This is a genomic window from Arthrobacter sp. LjRoot78 (assembly GCF_964254335.1).
Taxonomy (GTDB): Bacteria; Actinomycetota; Actinomycetes; order Actinomycetales; family Micrococcaceae; genus Arthrobacter.
This window is the reverse complement of sequence record NZ_CAXUTG020000001.1, coordinates 1,085,003-1,106,608: the sequence shown is the minus strand read 5'-3', so window position 1 is coordinate 1,106,608 and position 21,606 is coordinate 1,085,003. Positions and strand designations below refer to the sequence as shown.

Below are 21,606 nucleotides of genomic sequence, written 5' to 3'. Positions count from 1 at the left end.
TTGAGCTTGATGCACACCGCGTGCTGGAATCCTGCGGTAAACCGGTAGGGCAAACTAGATAAGTGAATGAATTAGTGACGCTGATTGCAGCGCTGATCGGAAGCAGTGGCATTGCAAGCGTCATTGCAAGCGGCACACAGTTTCGTCGGACGCATCGGCTACACGGCCAGCTCAAGGAACTCGATGCTGCATGCAAACTTATGGAGCCATTGACCGTCGAAGCGTTGGCGTTGGGAGCTGCGCGTGCGAGTGTCGCGTTGGAACTCACTGCGCACGTGTTGATCAAGCGAAGTTCGCGGCTGTTGACTCTATTCTGGATCTTTTTCGCCCTTGCTGTCGCAGCCGGCTTCATTCTTAGCGCCGCGGGTGCTAGGCCATTGACGCCTTTGCCAGATCCGAAAGAGGAAGGCGGGATTGCGAGAATCGTGATTCTGCTGTCGGGCCTCGTCATAATATTGGTCGTCCAGGTGTGGTTGATGGTGGCCACGATTCTTGGGTACACAGCACACAGACGGCGTCGATTGATTAGGGATCTGGTGGCGGAAACTTCGGACGAAATGAATAACACGAAGGTATTGGAAATTGCGTACGATCGGCGACCCTTCAAGGAATCGCTGTTGAACTTCATTGAAGATCTGTACAAGAGTAGGTGACCAGGGTCGGCTAGTGCCGTGGCGTAACCGAACCATAGAGTCGCGCTCAGTGGCGTGGTGAGACTTGAGTGGCCGTGGCAGCGCCGGGGCCCACCAAGGACATGCCGCTGTCGGCTCCATGCCGGCCCGATTCGACGTGAAGATCTACCGCACCCTCCAGTGGGGCCAGCGGGCCAACTTCCACATGATGGACACCCGGCAGAACCGCACCATCACCGCCGCCGAGCAGGAGAAATGGCTCCTGGACGGCTGTGAAGAACCCACGAGGCCTGGGACATCCTGGGCCAGCAGGTCGCCTGCACCCCGTGGTGTTTGCCTTGCGCCCGACCGATACAGTGGACCGTAACAAACTAGGAGCTTTGGTATTCGCCGTTGCGCAGCCAGTGGAATCCAGTCCGCGTGACGTTGCTTATGATCGCGGAGAGGGCCCCGGCCGACTGCGGGCACGTTTCGGGGCGCAGGTTCTTACACGCTGCCGGACGATTTGGTCCCGACAACCTGTTCCGAAGCGTAGTTCAAGCGATATACGGAACCTCGAAGATGGACCTGCAGCGCACCACGAGGCCCCGCACCGTTTCTCGACGTACGAGGCCAGTTGGGTGGACGTCGCAGCAACGGGTGTCAACGACTAGTCAGGTTCCCTATCCGCCCGTTCTACCTCGCTGCCCAAAACGGCCGCTCTCAGCGTACGACGTCGGCGACGGCACCTCAATGTCCACAGCTATCCTCGACGCGGGTGGCGCAGGCCTTGAGCTCACAACGACGGAGCCCGTGCCTTGACCCCTCCACTGCGCTTCAAGCTTTAACCACGCCGTAGGGGGAACTTGCCACCCTTAGCCCGGTAACCCACAGAGCGAACTAGGCTAATCCTGTGGAGAACACTCGAACGATTGAAAGTGCCGACGGCAGCCTCGAATGCATCGTCGTCCACGCGAAAAAATTTGAGTACACCTCGGCTGCAACCGACGCCGCCATTCCGGAGGGCACGAAGCTGAGCGCCATCCGCACGGACAGCTAACCGGTATGCCCGAACAGAAGCGGACAGCGCCGCACGCGGAGTGGGTTCAGATGTACAGACAAGGCCTCACCACGGCCAAGATTGCCGCAACAGTGGGCGCCGCCCAAAGCACCGTCCGCTACCACCTGGCCATCGCAGCTGCCGCCGACCCATCCGTCCGGACCGCCCACCGAAACGCCGCCCGCCCGACAACCTCCACCCGGGTCACCGCAGAAGGGTTGCAAAACCTTCGCGACACCGTCACCCTCTACCGCGCCGAGGGCCGTCTCCCCTCGACCAAGTCACCGTTCACGCGCGAGCGCGCGCTAGCCACGTGGTTGACGAGAAGGCGGCAGGACCATGACCGGGGCACCCTCTCCCCCGACTACGCCGCCGGCCTGCAAGAAATCCCTAGCTGGGACCAACGCACCCGCACCTCCAACGACGAAGCACGCTGGAACCAGCGCCTGCAAGAGATCACCGCGTACATGGCCGACGGGAACGACTGGCCACGCCACAAGAAGACCGACAGCGAAAAAGAACGGGTACTGGGGATGTGGCTGCATATCCAACGCATGAAGTACAGACGCAGCGAACTGACACCGGACAAAAAAGTACAGCTGAACGCGCTACTTCCCGGTTGGCGTGACGGGAGGACCCGCGGCCGCCCATCCGGAGCTAGGAATCTCCCTCGCAACTGACCCGTTGCGCAAATTCGTGCTGGAGGGGATGCTCGCGTGATCAGCGGTTGTCATCTGAACCGAGTCCGAAACCGGCCTGCCAGCGATCTCAGCCCCCGGTGAAATCACTTTGGAGAAGCATGCCGCTCAGAATGACCCGGAATGGCGAAGCCGGAAAGCACGTCAGCACGCAGCAGCCCGGGACAGCACGAAATCACGTCACCGCGCGCCCATGTGACCGGCCTAGCCGAAGTGGAGCAGGCACCGGGAGTTTGAGGGATGAGTAAGCCGGGGCCTCTGTAACCTTCCCTCAATTCGATACTGGTCGGTCCCTCGCCCTTCGGTGGACCATCAGCAGACTCCAAGATGTTCCCGTTTAGATTGTCGGAAACTTTAGAATTCGTCGTCTTCTACTCGCAACCTCGCATTCACCTGCTGCGCCTTCAATTCGATGGACCCTTGGTCGCCTTCCAGAGTCGTAAGAGTGAAGTCTAAGCTGACCAGCTGATGATCGTTGTCTTCCGAATACGCTGGGTCTACCACTTTGGCCAGCTCTCTCAGCAGCTGCCACACCTGATCGCGTCCCTCTATGGATGTAACACTCCGGTTGGCCAATGTGATGTTGTAGCGCTTGTACTTTCTGGCGTCCGTTGATGTATTAGCGGTGGAGGTGCTCACCATCGGCTTGGACTTGTCTGGGAGATCAAGTTCGTCTTGTTGAGGTCGCTGGTTGTCGTTAGATGTTGGTGTGCTGGATTCAGTAGGTGACGGCGTATGCAGGTTTGTTGACTCGCCTGAAGACGTCAGCACTTCTGACTGTTGGACGCGCCGACGCAACACAGTGCTCAACGAGTTGATCTGGATCTGGCCGGGAGAGGTTACAGACAGACGTGTCCCGTCCGAATCCACGAGCTCCCATTCGTCCGCGATCAAGTCGAATAGTACCCGGCGTATTTCTTCGGGTGCGGATGCCAAAGGAAAGGCAGGGTTTTTGTAGAACGCCTGGACAACTTCCTTCGGGGTCAGGGTCCGATCAAAATCATCTAAGAGTGTGGCTACATAGTTGGCCGCGAGACCACTTCGGATCGTTGCTCTGCCGTCTGCAACTAGTTGAGTCCATACGTGGTCGCCTCGTAGCGATGATCTGCCGTCTTGGTCGAACCGACGGAACTCCACTGTGAGCTCGTTTCCTGTTCTAAGCAAGTATGAGTAGTGCTGATATGCGGTCAGCACATCATTCTTGAGTTTGCCGTCCACTTCTGCCAGCTTGGCGCGAGCTTCAATGAGCTCATCCTCGGCATCATCAATCTGATGGATAACGTATCGCCAAGCTAGAACTTCCCCGGCACGCCGGATGGCGACGTCCCTACGTTGCGTATTGACGCAGGCCACAATGCAACTTGCAGCGTTGTCCACGTGCAACGGCGTCGGTCCTAAGCCGAGCAGAGAAACGATTTCGGCGCGGCTGGCCGTGTCCTTACCGTTGAGTAAAGTCCATCTACGCGGATCTAGCACTATCAGCCGATTTGAATTGGAAGAGTCAATCCCGCCAAATAGAGCGTCCGGCGATCCGTTTCTACCTTCGGGGCCGTGAACTGGAATCAGTTCATCAAAAGTCCCCTTCGATGCCAGACCCTGGGCGACTTCCCAGACTAGGTCCGCTCGTTGCTCAGGTTTGACTAACGCCATGGCCGCTGTGAAATACATCCTCAACGTCTGCTTTATGGAGAGGTAGTACCTTGTAGGTGCATTGCGGGGCGTAATGACGTCCAGGGCTCCGAGTCCTTCATCGCCCGTAAGGGCGTTGAAGACTTCCTCCGCTGCAGTGAAGGAGGTTGGCGTCCTTGCAAGTCCGGGCTCGAAAATGGAACTCAGCAGTTCAGCTTTGGTGGCGCCACGACGGGCTTGAGCTCGGCCTACAAGCGAGTAGCAAAACATGGCACTGGCCATGCGTACAGCAGCAGCTGGTTGGCCCAAGCGAACCCCGTTTCGCGACAACGTAGCATCCACCCCCACGGCGCGGCCGCCGGTTCCATCGGTGCTCGTAACGTCGGTCCCGGCTACAGCACGTCGTCCTTGGATCGCTCGATCATTACCTAGGAGCAACCCCGAAGACAGAAGTTCTTCGAGTGCAACGGTTAGGGGAATGTCGCCTACGCCCATCAGTTCGGGAGCCCAACGTCCAGCCTTATGCTCGTCGTACCAATGAAGTGTTGTTCTGGCGAAAATGGCAACCGTCGACCGGACGCGCTGAAAGCCTTGGACCTGTGACCACTCATCCCGGACTAGCCGCATCAGCTCGGGATGAAACGGGTAATTACTCTCTACCCGGCCAGGAAGTCCCACCTTTCCCCGGTTGGGACCAAGCTTGTCGAATACGGATTCCTGCCAAGCGGCGTCGATGCTCGCAACAAGCTCGGAACCTACAAGTTCGGCGGGGCGTGCTGAACTGGCTACTTGATCGAATAGGCGGCGGCGAATGATGGATGCGAAATCCTGGGCTTCAGTAACAGCGACAGTTTTGCCGTTGCGAACCAAACGCTTTGCAACGTAATCTCGGAAATCTTCCGCCTGAAATGGATAGCCGCGCTCGTCGTATTCTGAGCGGATCATGACGATGACCAGGGCGACGCGGGGGACATCGTCACAGGCGTCCATCAGAGCATTTAGGAACGCCTTTTCGCCAGGCATTGTGGCTATATGTGCCGCATCCGAGAGGTCCAGCACGTAATCCATAAGCTCGTCGAGCAAGATGAGAAGCGGCCGTCCTGCGCTGAGCAGGGCCTGTTGCAGGGTGTCTTTGTTAGGTCCCATTCCTACGAAGTGGTGATAACGGTCGAGGTCACCCTCGACAAGGGCATACACAAATCGCTGGAACAGTGTTGTTGCGGGGCCGAAGGTTTCACTCGGCATGCCAGGTGAGAAGTAATCGGCGTTAAGTGTAATGACCTGCGGTTCGCCTAGGTCAATTTCCACGCCGGTGTATTCAGCTTCCGTTCGGACTTGCTGTCCTAAACCCGTTGCAAAAAATTCTTTGGCATTTCGTGCCATGTGATATAGGCCCACCAGAGCGTGCGATTTTCCTCCGCCCATTCCCTGATCGAGGTGGTACAGAGCGGGACTATCGCCAGACGCACCGAGTCGGCGGGCGACTTGGCTGAAGAAGCCAATCAGGTTAGGCGTAGGTTGCGTGATATCTACGTAGTAATCGACTTTTCGATACGGGACGTCGACTGTCTGATAGACGGCCTTGTGGAGTGACATCTGCAGTTCACCAACTGATCCGTCAGTGGCACGGACCTCCGGGCGCAATGCGAGTACGTCAGCCCAGTGAGCAATTGATCGTTGTCCAGAAGTCATGCAGATGATCCTTCCATCAAGTCCACCAATGTGAGCTGCGTATATGAGGCCGGCTCATCTGCAGTGACTCGCTGGATTAGGTTTCCGATTGTGCTTGCGTTTCGTTGGATTGCTGTTAGCGATTTTGCGACATTGTCACTAGCGGGAAGCTGGGCAACGATTTCGCCGACCACTGCCCACAAATGCGCATCGTTGGGTTGTCTGTCGACGTGGGCCATCACTTTGGCCACAGCTTCTGTTCCGCCGCCGTCCCACGCAGTAGCCATTGCTCGTGCTACTTCAAACGTTGATGAACGAGCAGAAATTGTTTCTGGGGCGTCCAGACGGAGCTTGTAGCCGCTCTTATTTTCACTCAGGAGGGATCCGCGAAGATCTTCAAGTCGGAGGTCGTCCACTTGAGCTAGGAAACGGGCTTCACCCTTGGGTACATCGCTTCGCCCATACAGCCGCTGCCAGAACACCGCGAACCGGCTAGGGGCATCAAAGGTCTCCAGAGGAATTTCGTCGAGCTTGAGAGCAGTTGCGTCGCGCACTGCGGCACGAGCAAGAGTGAGGTAACGGTCGAGGTCCGTCTCCGTGCCATCAGGTTTGATGATTTTGCCGTACCGCCCATAGACACTCATGGCGGGACCATAGGCGGCCATTAATTGGTCGGTTAGTGCGAGGCCCTCCTGGTCCCAAGAACGGCAAGCACTCTTTACGGCTTCCGCTACCTCTCGATCAACTTGAGCCGCTGTCGCCGTCGGACGAACGGATTGGGCAACACGGCAGCCGATGGTGACCGTGACTTTGATGCTGGCGACGCCGGTCGAAGCAGTCTCCGTGCGTGATGGCCAGGAGCTGGTCACGATGAAACCGGCATCATGCAGAGCTCCCAGAAGTCGACGCCAGGCATCAGGGTCCGAGTGCCCAAAAACGACAATGAGGTGCCCGTCTGTCCGGAGTACACGCTTGGCTTCCTGAAACGCATGGCTCAGCATTTGTTCGTAAAAATCTTTAGTGCGGTGCTCTCCTGGCGCGTTGCCGCGCTTAACGATGATTTCTTCGGACTTGTCCTGGAGGCCCCTGTGCCCGAAGAGGTCAGGAAAGACGTCGAACAGGCAGCGCTTCAACCACACGTGGAAAATATCGGACGCATCGGCGTAGTCAATCATGTTGTAGTACGGAGGATCAGTTATGACGGCGTCGACAGTTCCGTCCCTGAAGGGGAGGGCGACCGCAGACGATCGCCTGAATCGAGCGGCGCGACCGGACGGTGACCCCTCGATGATTTTCTTCAGAGCTTGAATTCCACTGTCTGAGACGCTGCTCCAGGTACCGGGGCCAGTTCCAGGACCCGCTTCGAGATAATCGAACTGGAAGGAAACCTTGCTCTCATCGGCGAAGATGTCGTGGACTTGTACCCAAGTCCCCTTGCGGGTCGTATTTCCACCAAATGCGGCGAGCTTGGCGCCCCTGGTCGACCGGCGTAGTCGACGTTGCAGGTTTGCTGCGGCGTAACCGGCTAGAGCGTTCGCGTAGTCCGTGCTGAGTCCGGCGCGAAGAAGATCGGCGCGCACCGTTCGAATGGAGCGGGCGGTTTCAACGAACAACAACGCCTGCCTATTGTTCATTAGAGAACCATAGGTTTTGTATCCATAGCCGCTGGCCCGGATTGTGTCTTGGTTACCAGCCGGAATGAGTTCATCAGGAACGGCACGAAGGTCCCCAAATGGCTCCAAGGAATCGATATCGATGGCAGAGGCTGCTTCGATTTCTCGGGAAGTCGGCCGACGAAAGGTTTTTCCGAGCCCGTCGTTCTCTTCACCGACAGCAAGAAGGGCGTCTTCATACTCACCGGCGAATCCTTTGGCCTTTACAGAAACGAGGCTGTGAACGTGGCCACAGAAAAGGCAGCGGGCGCTCTTTCCTTTCTTACCCAAGGCCGCCGCGAACGTAGGTTGTTGGATGGGAGCGCCGTCAACTACTTCACTCTGCCAGTCGTCGCCGTTCGCGATCAGTTCCAGTGACTGACCACTGTCGCCGTCGCGACCGGACGGGTACTGAAGACGCATGGCACCGACGAGAGGAAACCTGCGCTTGCATTGGTCGCATGGGATGGTGACTGCCCAAAGGTAAGACCAAGGGAACGCGCCAGATTCATTTCGTGGGTAATATGGTTCGACCAATTCGGCGACGCGTTTGTCTACTTCCGAAAGAACTGTTCTAACATCCGAAAGAAGCCGGGGTTCCGAGTCCCCGAAGAGCAGCTTGTTCCCAGTGCCCTGTGCCTCGAAGGGTAGGGGGATTTCGTCGGACCAGTCGCGGAGTGCGAAGTCGCCAAGGAGGCGGCCGCCTAGCGTGGCAACAGGGCTCAGATCTGTCCCGATAGCGGGGACGCCCAACCGTGCCGCTTCCAGTGGGATGATGCCCCGCCCGGAGAAAATATCAAGGACGACTGGGCGACCAGCGGGATATTCATTTTCGATTACTTGTCGCAGGCGTTCGAGCGCACTCTCGTCCCCGTGTTCTACCGCAGCAGCGACGTCACCGTTAAGAGCGGGGTCATTCGGCAAAAGGGTGGTCAAAACTGCGGCGCGGGCCTGGGCTATAGGGCGAGAGGCAAACCATGTGAAGAGTGCCTTTTCAGACCGGCCCGAGCCTGATCGGGTCCCGACGGCTGTATCGACGGCTGAGCATGGAAACCAGTTGTCGATCATGCGTGATGTGACGTCACCAGTGGTTCTAGGTGTCGGAAGTTCTTCTGGGCCCGCGGGCTTCTTTTCCATTACTGGCTGTCTCCCATCAGCTTCTTCAAATCAGCCAACTTGATCTGGAAGCGTTCAATTCGTTTCGGGCCGGCGGCGAGTTGTCCGGCGGGGTCTTGGGCGCGGATGATGACCTCTGGCTTCGTTGCACACTTTTCGACGACGTATAGCCAATAGTCATCGCCACGTTGCTGAGCCTGGGCCCATTCGTGTTGCTCCAGCCACACGGGCCGGAGTCCCTGGGCGAACCCTTTCACTTCCACCAGCCGCTGCTCTCCACGATGTTTATGTCGGGCAAAGAGGTCGTATCCAACCTTTGCGGTCTGCCTATCGTCAACGATGAAGTCAAGCCTCTCGAGTTCGTCCAGAACGGCTGCAATGGCCAATTTCTCACTATCTGGGTCGTGCCCGAGTTCTGTTGCCCTTAGTCCTCCGACAACGTGTGCCCATCCGGCCAGGCGATGCGCGGTCGGGCTCACTTTTTCAATCTGAGCCAGATGTTCCAGCCGGTCCTGTTTCAGATGTCGGAACTTCAGCATGCGCTCCCGACGAACCTCGGGAGCCATTTCTTCAAGTTCTTCCATGTAGCGGTATTCGACTTTGTCTAACTGCTCCTTGGCTTTTGAGACCCAAGCCGATCTTTCGCCTCGGTTCCTCTGGGCTTCCTCGACCAGGAGACGCTGAGCCTCTTCGTAAGACTCAGTGCGCATTGCAGGGCTGAGAGAAGCGGCTGTGTCCAGGACTGTTCCTCCTTCGCGGAGGTTCATTAGGGACTCCCAGCCGGCGCTGAATGCTCCTGACCCTGAATACCGAATGAGCATGGGGGTCTTCAGACGAGCACGGCGGACTCCATCGTGCACCTCGACTTCCGCGTCGTAAAGCAGGAGCGTATAACTCGTGAGTGATGCGGTATCTACCAAGCGAGTTCCACGGATCAGGTCGGCTTCGCCCGATCTCAGGGCCAGTTCGATTAGCTCACCGAAAGGCTCCTCAGTCGGGCCGAGAATAGCCACGTCTTCAAGGTCGGTGGCTGATGCACCATCGGAAATCGCGGACCGCACATATGCGCCGTCTGCCGCTACCAAGCGGCTGTGTTCTCCGCCGAGGATCTTAGGTAGCCTCCGAATGGATGTAACTTCGCGGACTCCCTTTGCGGGGCCTGGAGACAGTGTCCAATCCTCCGAGGAAGCGAGTTGATCCAGGAAACCATCTACGATTACAGGGTTGATTGCCTCGAGACGGTCCGCACGGAAGCGCTCCATGGCCGCCTCAGTATTTGCTGGTGTATGCAGATTATCCTCGTCGTTAACGAGTTCGCGTGCGCTGGCCAATAGCTCCTCAGGTTCCGGAACGTGTACCGCGCTCCCCGCCGTGTCGCTGGTCTGAGCCTCGATAAGCGCTCTCGTATAGTCAAAGCCCGCACGATCGGCAGCCGCGTCGAGAAGGTCGAAGATCCGCCCCCTGAGGGCCAGACCTGCCGATTCAAGGTTATTGAGCATGACTTCTTGTACTCGTCCCTCACGAGTTTCAGGTGCCACGAGATGGTAAATATGGACGGGTTGGGTTTGACCGATTCGGTGTAGACGTCCCATGCGTTGCTCGAGCCGTACGAGCGACCAAGGGATATCCCAATTGATCATCACATGGGCGGACTGCAGGTCTATTCCTTCCCCGCCCGCGTCGGTAGACACGAGAATCTGGAATTCCCCGCTAAGGAATCGCTGTTGTAACCTGTCACGGTCATCGTGGACCACCGACCCCTCGAGAGTGTCAACACTGTACCCAACGTCCAGGAAAAGCCCGGCGAGCCAGCGCGCTGTGTCAGCAAATTCTGTGAATACCAAGAGCTGGCCATTTCCTGGCCGGATCAGGTGCCTCGCCAGTATGTCCTCGGTGGCCTTCCACTTACTGGACGGGCCTGCGGACATAGCGGCGGTCAGTGTCTCCAGAACGCCGTCGACTGCGCATAGTTCCTCTGACTTGTCTTTGGATCGCGATGCAACTAATACATCCTCTGCACGTGTCCAGGCGTCGTCATCCTCGACGGCAAGGTTCATGCCATCTGGCCCGGTGGCGAATTCCTCCGGTAATGGCCCACCGGATCGTCCGCTGGCTGCCCCCCGCAATGCCTCGTTTCGTCGACGGATAGTGGCTGCCGCGGCTGTCATAGCGGACGCGGCACGTTTCCCGTAGATCGACCGCGCCAGCGTGGCGTTTTCAGCGTAAAAGGTGTCCACATAGTCCATCACCGCCCTATAGGCCACATGCTCGTGTGGGTTTAGCCGGACCGCCACCGTCTCGGCGAACCTGGGCGGAAACAACGCATTCCCGTCTAGGTCTTTGAGCTCTTCTTTCATCCGACGTAAGAAGGATAGGGTGCTTGGTCGTAGGGCCTTGTCGTACTCCGTCTGTCGCTCATCCCATGGATACAGAGTCGGGTCGAGCAGATTGAGTAGGGCGCGGAAGTAGTGCTCCTTGCCGCGGTGGGGTGTTGCGGTTAGCAAAAGGAGATGATGCGTGCGGTCAGCGACTTCTCGTGCTGCGCCCAGATACTGCGAAGTCGGTGTTAGTCGGTGAGCTTCATCAAAGACGGTAAGTGACCAAGAGGATCTGCCGCCCGAGACCTTACGACGAACGTCCCCGTTGTAGGTGTACAAGTCGACACTGACGATCCAAACCCTGACTCTAGGATCCAAATCGCGCGGGTCTCTGGCGGCTTCCGGCGTTAGACGGCCGGCATCGATGGAAAAATACCGTTTCAGATCACGTTGCCACTTCTTGACAAGATGAGCCGGGACAATAACGACCGTACGACCCGGAAGTAGGCCTCGACGGCTCCCTTCGGCGATGTACATGCCGGTCATGATAGTTTTTCCGGTTCCAGGCTCGTCGGCGAGCAAAAACCTCAGTCTGGGTTGCGCGAGCATGTGACTGAACACAGCCTCATCCTGATGGGCAAACGGTCTTAGTGGACGAGTCGCGAGCACGGCAGACCGAATTCTTGGCACTGCATGCTGCATCCACCGGCCCCACATGGCGGTTAGTGCGCGTCCAGGGTTGCCTCCGGCGTCATTAACGGGGAGCAACGATGCTAACAAATCGGCATGTGTAAGGGCGGCGTCGCTGAGGCTTCCATCGGAACCTCGGATGACGAGATCGGCACCGTGCAATGTAGCACTTGTCGAAACCACAGTAACTAAATGGCCATCTACCTTGATCTGCGTACCTGGACTCGGCATCGCCGGTTCTGCAACCAATTCCCCCACCTCGCATAGCTCCAATTGCCGCAGATGCTATTGGGCCGCATCACCACCGACACACGTGGTGCGCCAGCCTCGGTCCAACTGGGGCGAAAGTTCATACTATCGCAGGCTTCTCAGTACACATGTCGTGGTTGACGCTAATGTACGACTCACTACTGTTAGAGCACACACGATAAGGAGTTCAATTGGCCGACATCTACTACTTCCACGGTGGCGCACCCGGACTATTGGAGGGCGGCGTGATACTCCCGCCTCCCGTGACTGGTGCCCGTTCGACGACCCTCGAATCACAGGTTGCATCTGGAGCCAACAAAATCGCTCAGCGGCCGGACAAAGTGTATCTAACTACTGACGTAGAGCTAGCTCGCGTATATGCCGAACTCTGGACGGCCGACGAGACGGATGTGCCAGGCGGTGGGTCCGTCTATCAAGTCGTGGTGGAGGACGGGAGTATGGAACCAGACCAGGACTTACTTTCCAGCGAAGGGTTGGCCTTCCAATCGAATTCGGCTGTCATCCAGCGCATTCACGATAAGAAGGTAGTCCCCAATCCCAAAAAAATAAGCAAGAAATTGTCGAAGGTAATGCGCCAGCACGAGAAAGCCAATGCAGCCCGAACATTGTCGCTTGAGGAGGCAAACAAGCATGATGAGGCTCCCCATTTATAGCTTCTGCCCCAAAAGGTTGGACAAGCTGCGGCAGTGGAATTAATTCCGGTCCGCCGAAATGGTCGGCTGGCGTGTCATCAGCGTGATATCGACCAGAACTTGGAAATGGAACCTGAGTGTACTGAAAGTAGACGGGCCTGTCCGTGCAGGTCAAGAGGTCGGTGCTGACCGGCAGTAAAGTACCTCACGGGCTCCGTGAACAGCGAGCTGGGGGACAAGGGCGGTAAAAACTCCTGATCTACGGGACGCGCGCAATCGCCAGAGACAGCCTCATCGCGATGAGGTGCCTCTCCCCAACACGATCTGAAGACGTGGCCCTCCCCGGCGCAGGGCAAGACAACCGAGTCGTCCGGACTCCGACGCCGGAGAGCCCGTCAAGTGCGATACGACACACCTGCAGACAGATTCTGGTGGCGTGGGGTCACCAAGGCAACCTGACAGCTCACTATGTGACGAGTTCTTCTTGTAAGGAGGAGTGCTGCAGTGCACCTGGTCCTCCTGGGAATCCCCAAACGCTGAACCGCTACCGGACGCCCGCCGCTCGATCGAGCAGTGAGAAGTCGGCCGTCAGCTGGTACGGCGAGGGCTTCCACCCTAGTGCTTCCTGAATGAATCCACCCTTATCGCCGCGGCCGGGTCGCCACAGCTTGTCTGCGACCGGGAGTCTAAGAAAATTGAGGTTCGCGCCGCTGTCGGCGTGGATGGGCAGCCGGAAGAATGTCAAGAAATCCTCGTCCTGCTCGTCCTCCCGCAGAAACGGGGCGGCTTCGGTCGTACGACTACCTATGACGTACCAGCTGATCTCTTGCACGTCTTCCGGGTAACGCTGCCGCCACATGCGGTATAGCTCCCTCGCGTCGATCTCGTCCGTCGAGTAGTCATCGGTGATGGGATCTCCGGAGACTTCCCAATAAAGGTGCAGCTCGTCCGTGAACGTATCTCCGGTCTGCCTACTCTTTATGATCCATTCGTCGGCCATTCTTACCGCCTTTCCGTCTGTGGGCCCTGGAGCCAAGTCGACCTCCTGAGTCTATGGCTGGTACGCGACATTCGCATCCCAGGCCGGGGCTTACAGAATCGAGTTGAGTGCGCAGCAACTCGATCTGCGGGTCTATTCAGCTGCCACCGCTCGAATACACGATGGAAGCCGCCCATTTGGTCAGACGGACCTTGGCGCCAGGACTGGATAGCGATGTATTCAGGCTCCAGGGATTAGAGACTTGATCGATCTATAAATGACGTATTCGCCGTTCAACTCGGTAGCGAACCCGAAGGATTCGGGCACCGCTCCAATCTGAGTCAGAGGCGTACCAACGACACCACATGGCCCAGAAAGTTGTCCCACCACGCGAGATCAGCTCTTGGATCTCAACCAAGGCGTGACCTTCTTGGTACATGATCTCTTGACCACGATTCCGGGTCGTGGGAAACGAAGGTGGTCTTATTGGGCGACGGCAGCCGCAGTCGCGTACACATCCGCAGGCATCGCCCGGTGCAGCTTCCACGTAATCGCAATCGGCTTCTCGCCCGCGTGCTGAACGTAGTCCACTTGGCCCAGGCATGTATAGGGAACGGTCAGTCCGGTCTCGTCGTCCGCGGTATCCCTAGTGAAGATTAGAACTTTCGAGCCGTGCGAGGTCCGGTCAAGGTACCGTCGTCCGGTCGGGCTGCTGGGCGACGTGGCATTCTGCGACTCCCAGTGGAACAGTTCCGGGCTGATGGCGTAGTCCTTGTACATTGTCGTGGCCGAATGCTTCTTGTCGTCTTTGCTGAGGGTGACAAAGAAGGCATCCGTGGACGTCGCTGGGCACCAGGCCACGCCCTCACGGTGCTGCACGTTCTTACCGAGCTCCAGCGAACCATATTGCAGGGCCGCCAGGACTTCTTCACGCCGGTACGTCGCATGCGAAAGCAGCGGAACGTGCTGCAGCCCCGCTCCTAGCCCCCTGGCGGCGTGCTTGGACGCGGCCACTCCAAGTTTCACGATCTGGCGGATCTCGCTGCAGACAAACTGGTAGCCGCGCAGGTAGTCCAGTCCGGCGTCGTAAGTCTTGAAACCGCCGCCGTCATCCCACAGCGTGTAGAACAGCATCCGGGCGAATGTCTGCTCGCGCATCCCGAGCTCCGCGTAGCGGGGCGCATCGGGGCCGACCAGCATCGAGTACGCCTCGGCGCGTTCCGAGTCGTCCACGTGGATCAGGGCAGCCATGCGGCCCAGGAGCTTCTTCTCATCGGCATCCTTCAGAGCCTCGATCTTGCCGCGGAGCGCGGTCTCCAAGGGCGAGAGTCCCTCGATGAGCCCGGCCTGGCGGAGGTAGCCAGTCCACGAATCCTTGGTCGACCGGTAGATCGTCTTCACGTCGTTCCCGGACCGCTCCAGGTAGGCCTCCAGCTCGGTCTCAGCATACGAAGCAATGTCTCTGACGAGTTGAGCCCGGTTGAATCGGAGCTGTGCCTTGATGTTGTCCAGCACTACCTTCTGCGCCACCCGGTCCAGAACGATCTGCGAGCCCGAGGGCAGGTATGGGAACTCTTCCTCGACGGCCCTCTCCAGCTCCTTGCGGCCGTAGCCGGTCAGCGCCCGGTAGCGCAGATCGAAGCGGAACTCACGCCGTTGCTGGCCTATGAAATCCATGACCGTCAGCACCGCCTTGCCCTCGGCACGGCGCAGCCCGCGTCCCAGCTGCTGGAGGAAGATCGTGGCACTCTGCGTGGGCCGGAGCATCAGGATGGTGTCCACCTGCGGCAGGTCCAGGCCTTCGTTGAAGAGGTCGACGGCGAAGATGCAGTTGATCTCACGCCGCCGGAGGCGCCCGAGCGCCGCTGCGCGGTCGGCGTCGTCAGTGCTGCCGTCGACCGCCACGGAGGCGATACCTGCCCGGTTGAAAACTTCGGCCATGTAGTGGGCATGCTGGACCGAGACGCAGAATCCGATGGCGCGCATGTGGTCGGTGCTGGTGACCTTGTCGCGGAGTTCGCGAATCACCTTCGCGGCGCGGGCATCGTTGCCGGTGTAGAGGTTGTTCAGCTGTGTGGTGTCGTAATTGCCGCGCTTCCACTCCAGCTGGCTCAGGTCGACGTCGTCGGAGACGCCGAAGTAGTGGAACGGCACCAGCAGGTCAGCGTCCAGGGCGTCCCACAGCCTCAGCTCGCTAGCAGTGCGGCCGTCGAAGAACTGCTTGGCGACGTCGACGCCGTCGCCGCGTTCCGGCGTCGCGGTGAGCCCGAGGAGCTGCTGCGGCTGCAGGTGGTCCAGCAGACGCCGGTACGTGGGTGCCATGGCGTGGTGGAATTCATCAATCACGACGACATCGAAGAAGTCGGGCTCCAACTGTTCGATGCCGAGCGATGACAGCGACTGGACGGAAGCGAAGATGTGCTTCCACTGCTTGGGTTTGTGTTCCCCCACATAGAGTTCGCCGAAGGCGCCGTCCTGCATGACGTCACGGTAGGTGCGCATGGCCTGTTTCAGGATTTCCTGGCGGTGGGCGACGAAGAGCAGCTTCAGATCGCGGCCGTCCGATTCGCACAGGCGCTTGTAGTCCAGGGCAGCAATGACGGTTTTGCCGGTGCCGGTGGCCGCGACCACGAGGTTGTGGTTGAAGCCCTTGAGACGCTCGGCTTCCAGATCCTCGAGCATCTCCTCCTGGTGGAGGAACGGCTGGACTTCGAGCCCGGTGGCCGCGCCTGGGACTGCCGTGCGCCGGCCGCCGTTGCGTTCCAGTGCGGCGTCCAGCTTTTCGCCGTCGCGTTCCGGATCGTAGCTTTGGAAGGCGCGCTGCTCCCAGTAGCTGTCAAAGGTGACCTCGAACTTCTGCAGCAGTGTTGGTGTGCCGACTGAGCTGAGCCGGACGTTCCACTCGAGGCCGTCAAGGAGGGCAGCCTGGCTGAGGTTGGAGCTGCCGACGTAGGCGGTGTCAAAGCCTGAGTTCCTGCGGAACAACCAGGCCTTGGCGTGGAGACGCGTGGCTTGGGTTTCGTAGTTAATCTTCACTTCGGCGCCATATCGGTTGACGAGCTCGTCGATGGCGCGGCGTTCCGTGGCGCCCATGTACGTGGTGGTGAGGACTCGGAGTTTTGCGCCACGCTCCTTGAGCTCTTCAAGCGCCGGCTGGAGAAGGCGGAGGCCCGTCCATCGGACGAACGCGCAAAGCAGGTCTACGGTATTTGCGGATTCGATCTCGGCCCGGAGCTCCGCGGCGAGGTTTGGGTCGTCCTTGCTGTTGGTGAGGAGGGCCGAGTCGCTCAGCTTGGTAGTGGGCCGGCGCAGGTTGCGGCGTTTAAGGGTGTCCGGGCGGTGGAGGGACTGAAGCTGGGTGGGGCCCTCGGCGATGCGGTCCGTGGTGTCCAGTTCTTGAAGGAGGCGGTTGGCCAGGCCGACCCGCTCACTTGGTTTGGTTGCGGCGAGGGCTTGGCGGACAGCGTCGGCCACATGGCGGGAAAGTATGTCCGGAGTGTCTTCGTCTGCTAAGTCCGCGAAGTTGGGCTGAAGCTCCGACTCATCATTGAGGAGATGGCCCAGTGCATCGGTGTTGAGTAGTTCGTATAAACCCTCGGGCAGCTTTTCTCCTGCCTCTCCCCCAAATAAGTTAGTCACTGCGCCAGGGTATGGGGTTGATTCACGAAAGGCCAACCGGCGAAACGAAGAATTGGAGATCATGCGTTCGTTCTATGGATTCGGCACCGTGCACCGACACCAATACGATTACAGACAGGCTGATCTCCACGGTCGGCACACCACTGATCAAGGGCCTCAAATTGTTTACCAAGTATGCTGGGGCCCAAACTGGCGGCTCTAATCATCGGCGCAGCTGGAGGCACCGAATCAGATTCACGATGACATTACTGGCGGGTGGACACTCCGTAAACATGGCCGCTTTGGGCTAGCCGTGACCGTGGCTTTGTAACCACACGACCGCAGCTGCTGTATCAAAGACTCCCTGCACCACTCCGATGTCATTGTCAGCAAGAAAAGCGGCTATTTGCGCCCCATTCATGCTGATCATCCCACTCGCGTCCAACAGCTTGTAGCCGTCCCGGCTAATCGTCCCAGTTGTAAAAAATAGGTAGAAGACGGGATCGCATACCTTCAGATCGAGTCCTTGCAGTGCGGCTCCCCCGTCGGCGAATGCCTTGGCGCGGGCAAGCTGAACAGAGCCCACGAGTTCACGGAGATCGGGCGTTGAGACCTGAGTCTTCTGATAATGCTTGGCCTGACCAACCATCCATACATCGAGCATTGAGTCGACACTCGGCAAGATACTCTGATTACCCAATCGATCTCGAAGTGACAGCCTCCCAAAAAAGTCGATTCCTTGGTCATTGCTCAGAGCGGTAAGTTCGGGCGAGGGGCAACCAAGCTGGGCTAGAATACCCCTGCAGCAGGCCTCAAACTCGTCCCACCGAAGGTTCCGGAGAAACCCTTCGTAGGATTCGTAGTTGAGACGCCGTTCCTTCGCCTTCCGCGTCGCGTCGCTATCCTCAGGTTCGATGAAGGAACTTCCCTGGATGTGATCGGCAATCTTCCCATTGAAGGCAAACCGACAAGGAACGGCCTGGTTATCTGCTTCAGCGCGAAGGCCGGCGAGCTCGGTAAGCGACAGTGCCTCGTGTGCTTCCGCAAATTCAGCTGCAGCGGCTTCAGGTGTATGGAAGTGGTCAACCGCGAGCTTGTAAAGGACCTCTGCCAAAGGACGCGGCTGGGCATCAAGGGGCCAGGATTCGACTATGTGTTGGATAACTTTCGAGCGGAGTCGCTTCGTCATTTCGTCTTTGACGCGCTCGCTTCGTGGGTTTCCAAGATCGAATCGACGACCTGACGAAGTTCCTGCAACAAGGAGATTTCCCTCCCAGTGAGGCCCTTGATCTGCATGATCCCGACGTGCTCGAGTGATTTATTTGTCGCCTTCACCTTAGCGATCCAGTCTCTGGAGGCTTGGTCTGCTTTTACGAGGCCCACGGCATCACTGAAGGACTTCTCCAAGTCAAGCAACGAGTCGTAGGCGTCTTCGTTATCCAGCAGGGTCTTCATTTCGCGGACCTGAGAATAGGAGGTAATTTTCGGAGGCCTTTGCTTCTGGTCCTCATCCTCATGCGGCGAAATCAACGAGTAGAAGATATCTCGATGCTCTTCGTTCTCAGTTCGGCTCTCAGCCTCATTCCAGCCCAGCCAACCTCTGATCTTCGGAGTCGAAAGCGCCTCATGAAACAGAGGATAGACCTCCGTACTCACATAATCGCTGTATTCTTCATTTAGGCGCATCTCCTCCACAGCTTGAAAGGCTCTGAAACGGCGATTTACTTCCAGGGCGCTGAGCCCCAGCTTTGCTGCCACTTCAGGAGTCGTCAGCATGTGTTCGTTTCGTAGCTCGAATACCAGCTTTGCACTTTGGTATCCTCCCCACTCCTTAATTCCTCCAACGTGTCGCACACCCATAATGGTCAAGTACGCACTTGGGTCATCGGTGGTTAGGAGAATAACAGGAATTTCATCCAGCGCCTTGATGATTTCTTCAGGAATGTCGACGCCGGCCTCCGCATCTTTCTGTATCTCCCGTAATGTGGCAACCCTGCGATTACCTTCGAGAACGACAAAATACTCACCCTCCTCAGGATCATGATCAAAGTTCTTCACAACTATCCGCTCGACGGGGAGGAACCCGTTAGACAGGATGGATTTCTTCAGTTCGGCTAGCCCATCCTGTATCAGTCTCTCGCTTGTCTTCTGCTGAACGGTTGCGTCGGCAAATTTCTTTTCGGCTATCAGGGGCCGGTTTGTTTCGCCCTTGAACCTGTAGTTGTTTGGATCAAGCAGCAGCTGATCGAGCGGGACGTTCCGCGGATCGTAGGTTTCCAATGCACGCACCTTTTTGACATCGAGAAGGACCTCCCTAGCATATGTCGCACATCTGACTCGTGAATGCTGAAGACCCCTCTTAGGCACTATTGGACGTTTCAGACACAGGTGGTTTCTCGGGTGCAACGGTCGCCATCTCTTCCCTGCACTTGCAGGGGAACCCGCCTTGGTTTCCTGGTGACGGCAACCCGCAGTCTTGCTACAACCGCCGCTGCCGGAACATCGGGAACAACTCCCGCACCCTCGCCACCGTCTCAATCGAGACCTCCACCGCCCGCACCCCTGGCTGCAACCCGAGGTCGGCTTCAACGACCCCCATGGGATCAACCAAAATGCTGCGGCCCACCGACACCGGTGGCGCCTGGCACACCCCTGCCACGTACACGCTGTTCTCAATGGCCCGCGCCGCGTTCAGCGCCAGCCACTGCTCCGTCTTGTGGGTGCCCGGCACCCACGATGAGCAGACCAGCAGAACTTCTGCGCCGGCGTCGGCCAGTGACCTGGCCAGCTCCGGGAACCGCAGATCGTAGCAGGTCATCAGGCCGAAGCGCGCTCCCCCGTGCTCGAAAACCACCGGCGTGGTGGACGGGCCCGGCTTGGTGAACGTCGATTCCCCGAAGCCCTGCGCGTCGAAAAGGTGGATCTTTCGGTAGAAAGCCAGCCGGCCGCCGTCGGGCCCGAAAGCCACCAGGGTGTTGTACGCCTTGCCCGGCTGGTCCGAGGTCTCCACCACGCCCGCCACCAGCGCGATCCGGTGGCGGCGGGCGATGGCGGAAAGTTCCTGGCAGACGGGGCCGTCTAGCGGCTCGGCCATCTCGGGGAACGTCGCGTCCACCTTTTTCTTCTCGTAGGTGGCGTATTCCGGGAAGGCGACCAGCGTGGCGCCGTCGAGCGCGGCCTCCGCGGTGAACCGGTCGATCGCAGCCAGGTTGGCCTGAATGTCGGTCCCGGACTCCAGCTGCCCGAGCGCTATCCTCACGATTGTTCCTTCCCTCTGGTCAGGCGGCGATCCAAGCTTAGGCTTCGAGCTCAGGCAGCCGCCTCAACCGTCGCCTTTTCAGTGGCCGTCATCTCCGGCGGTGCCGCCTTGAATCCACGGGTGATCAGAGCCAGCACCACCACGCCCAGCACCAGCCAGGACACTCCCAGCGTAATAGCGTTGCTGTCCAGCTGGGAGAGCAGGTAGGCACAGATGATGGCTCCCACCACCGGGACCGCCACATAGGACACCGGGTTGAGCTGGTGCCCGGCACGGCGTTGGCGCACATAGTGGAACACCACCGACGCGTTCACCAGCGTGAAGGCGGTGAAGGCGCCGAAGTTGATGAACGACGTCGAGGTGGCCACATCCAGGAACATCGCGATCAGCCCGACAATGCCGGTGAGAATCAGGTTCACCACCGGGGTGTGGAACTTCGCACTCAGCCGGCCGAAGACCGCCTTGGGCAGGACGGAGTCCCGGCCCATCGCGTACAGCAGGCGGGATGCGCTGGCCTGCGCGGCGAGGCCGGAGGCGAACTGCGCCACCACCAGGCCGGCGAGGAACACGGCGCCGAAGAGCTGCCCGCCGATCTGCAGGGCGATGGAGCTGGCCGCAGAGGCCGAGTCCTCGAACACCCCGCCGGGGTGGACCAACTGCGTCACGTAGGACACGGTCACGAAGATGCCGCCACCGATCAGGGCGATCAGCATGATGGCGCGGGGCATGTTCTTACGCGGCTCGATGGTCTCCTCGGTGAGGGTGGTGACGGCGTCGAACCCGAGGAACGAGTAGGCGGCGATGGCTGCACCGGCGGAGATGGTGGCGAAGCTGGAGGTGTCGTTGAAGAACGGCTGGCTGCTGGCCAGGCCGCCGGCGCCCTGGGTGGACACCACGTTGCCGATGGAGAGCACCACAAAGAACACGATGACCAGCAGCTGGAACGCCATCAGCACGTAGTTGGCCTTGTCCGCCACCTTGATGCCGAGGATGTTCAGCAGCGTGGTGATGAGGATGAAGCCCACGATCCAGACCCCGATGGGGATGCCGGGGAACTGCGCAGTCAGGTACGAGCCGCCGATGAGCCAGATGACCATGGGCAGGAAGAGGTAGTCCAGCAGGATGGCCCAGCCCACCAGGAACCCCACCCGGGGATCGATGGAGCGGCGGACGTAGGTGTAGGCGGAACCGGCCACGGGGTACGCGATGGCCATCCGGCCGTAGCTGTGCGCCGTGAACAGCATGGCGACCATGGCCACCAGGTACGCGGCCGGGGATGCGCCGCCGGTGGTTTCGGCGATGATGCCGAAGATCCCCAGGACGATCAGCGGGGTCAGGTAAGCCAGGCCGAACAGGACGAGGCTGGGCAGTTTGAGCGTGCGGGTGAGTGTTGTAGTCACGGT

At 58.8% G+C, this 21,606-nt stretch carries 13 protein-coding genes; 4 read left to right on the top strand and 9 right to left on the bottom strand.

Annotated elements, in window-relative coordinates:
• Positions 1-62: 62 nt before the first annotated feature.
• From ACSQ1X_RS05210 to ACSQ1X_RS05200, 3 genes are all read left to right on the top strand, one after another.
• Complete coding sequence (locus tag ACSQ1X_RS05210; RefSeq protein ID WP_436056909.1) at positions 63-653, top strand: hypothetical protein; 591 nt, start codon at positions 63-65, stop codon at positions 651-653.
• 871 nt (positions 654-1,524) lie between these two features.
• A complete protein-coding gene (locus ACSQ1X_RS05205; protein ID WP_436056908.1) occupies positions 1,525-1,671 on the top strand; it encodes a hypothetical protein in 147 nt (48 codons plus the stop codon).
• Positions 1,672-1,676: 5 nt separating this feature from the next.
• Entirely contained in the window at positions 1,677-2,351 is a 675-nt protein-coding gene (locus tag ACSQ1X_RS05200; RefSeq protein ID WP_436056907.1) for a Helicase associated domain protein, read from the top strand.
• Positions 2,352-2,723: 372 nt separating this feature from the next.
• On the opposite strand, the gene ACSQ1X_RS05195 is transcribed toward ACSQ1X_RS05200, so the two are convergent.
• Genes ACSQ1X_RS05195 through ACSQ1X_RS05185 form a run of 3 tightly spaced genes read right to left on the bottom strand, consistent with a single transcriptional unit; the run spans position 2,724 to position 11,457 of the window.
• Positions 2,724-5,690 carry a DUF499 domain-containing protein gene (locus tag ACSQ1X_RS05195; RefSeq protein WP_436056906.1) on the bottom strand — a complete coding sequence of 989 codons (2,967 nt, stop codon included), beginning with the start codon at positions 5,688-5,690 and terminating at the stop codon, positions 2,724-2,726.
• Positions 5,687-8,458 carry a hypothetical protein gene (locus ACSQ1X_RS05190; RefSeq protein ID WP_436056905.1) on the bottom strand — a complete coding sequence of 924 codons (2,772 nt, stop codon included), beginning with the start codon at positions 8,456-8,458 and terminating at the stop codon, positions 5,687-5,689. The genes ACSQ1X_RS05195 and ACSQ1X_RS05190 overlap by 4 nt, the downstream gene beginning before the upstream one ends.
• Positions 8,458-11,457: a helicase-related protein gene (locus ACSQ1X_RS05185; RefSeq protein ID WP_436059265.1), complete on the bottom strand. Its 3,000-nt coding sequence runs from the start codon at positions 11,455-11,457 to the stop codon at positions 8,458-8,460. Before ACSQ1X_RS05185 ends, ACSQ1X_RS05190 begins: the two co-directional genes overlap by 1 nt.
• 428 nt (positions 11,458-11,885) lie before the next feature.
• On the opposite strand from ACSQ1X_RS05185, the gene ACSQ1X_RS05180 reads away from it, so the two are divergent.
• Positions 11,886-12,368 (top strand): hypothetical protein, encoded by a 483-nt coding sequence (locus tag ACSQ1X_RS05180; RefSeq protein WP_436056904.1) that lies wholly within the window; start codon positions 11,886-11,888, stop codon positions 12,366-12,368.
• Positions 12,369-12,891: 523 nt separating this feature from the next.
• Here the strand turns inward: ACSQ1X_RS05180 and ACSQ1X_RS05175 are convergent.
• From ACSQ1X_RS05175 to ACSQ1X_RS05150, 6 genes are all read right to left on the bottom strand, one after another.
• Positions 12,892-13,347 (bottom strand): hypothetical protein, encoded by a 456-nt coding sequence (locus tag ACSQ1X_RS05175; protein WP_436056903.1) that lies wholly within the window; start codon positions 13,345-13,347, stop codon positions 12,892-12,894.
• Positions 13,348-13,809: 462 nt separating this feature from the next.
• A complete protein-coding gene (locus ACSQ1X_RS05170) occupies positions 13,810-16,929 on the bottom strand; it encodes a DUF3427 domain-containing protein (protein ID WP_436059264.1) in 3,120 nt (1,039 codons plus the stop codon).
• A gap of 322 nt (positions 16,930-17,251) precedes the next feature.
• Complete coding sequence (locus ACSQ1X_RS05165) at positions 17,252-18,133, bottom strand: restriction endonuclease (RefSeq protein ID WP_436056902.1); 882 nt, start codon at positions 18,131-18,133, stop codon at positions 17,252-17,254.
• Positions 18,130-19,224: a hypothetical protein gene (locus tag ACSQ1X_RS05160; RefSeq protein WP_436056901.1), complete on the bottom strand. Its 1,095-nt coding sequence runs from the start codon at positions 19,222-19,224 to the stop codon at positions 18,130-18,132. Before ACSQ1X_RS05160 ends, ACSQ1X_RS05165 begins: the two co-directional genes overlap by 4 nt.
• Positions 19,225-19,423: 199 nt before the next feature.
• The gene (locus ACSQ1X_RS05155; protein WP_436056900.1) at positions 19,424-20,203 is read right to left on the bottom strand and encodes a carbon-nitrogen hydrolase family protein; all 780 of its coding nucleotides are present in this window, start codon (positions 20,201-20,203) and stop codon (positions 19,424-19,426) included.
• A 50-nt stretch (positions 20,204-20,253) separates the two neighbouring features.
• Entirely contained in the window at positions 20,254-21,603 is a 1,350-nt protein-coding gene (locus tag ACSQ1X_RS05150) for an APC family permease (RefSeq protein WP_436056899.1), read from the bottom strand.
• Between the last annotated feature and the right edge of the window lie 3 nt (positions 21,604-21,606).

Excerpts from the sequence above, each read along its gene's own strand:
- ACSQ1X_RS05200 (WP_436056907.1), top strand. The coding sequence starts at position 1,677 with ATGCCCGAACAGAAGCGGACAGCGCCGCACGCGGAGTGGGTTCAGATG.
- ACSQ1X_RS05195 (WP_436056906.1), bottom strand. The coding sequence starts at position 5,690 with ATGACTTCTGGACAACGATCAATTGCTCACTGGGCTGACGTACTCGCA.
- ACSQ1X_RS05190 (WP_436056905.1), bottom strand. The coding sequence starts at position 8,458 with ATGGAAAAGAAGCCCGCGGGCCCAGAAGAACTTCCGACACCTAGAACC.
- ACSQ1X_RS05185 (WP_436059265.1), bottom strand. The coding sequence starts at position 11,457 with ATGCAGCATGCAGTGCCAAGAATTCGGTCTGCCGTGCTCGCGACTCGT.
- ACSQ1X_RS05175 (WP_436056903.1), bottom strand. The coding sequence starts at position 13,347 with ATGGCCGACGAATGGATCATAAAGAGTAGGCAGACCGGAGATACGTTC.
- ACSQ1X_RS05165 (WP_436056902.1), bottom strand. The coding sequence starts at position 18,133 with ATGACGAAGCGACTCCGCTCGAAAGTTATCCAACACATAGTCGAATCC.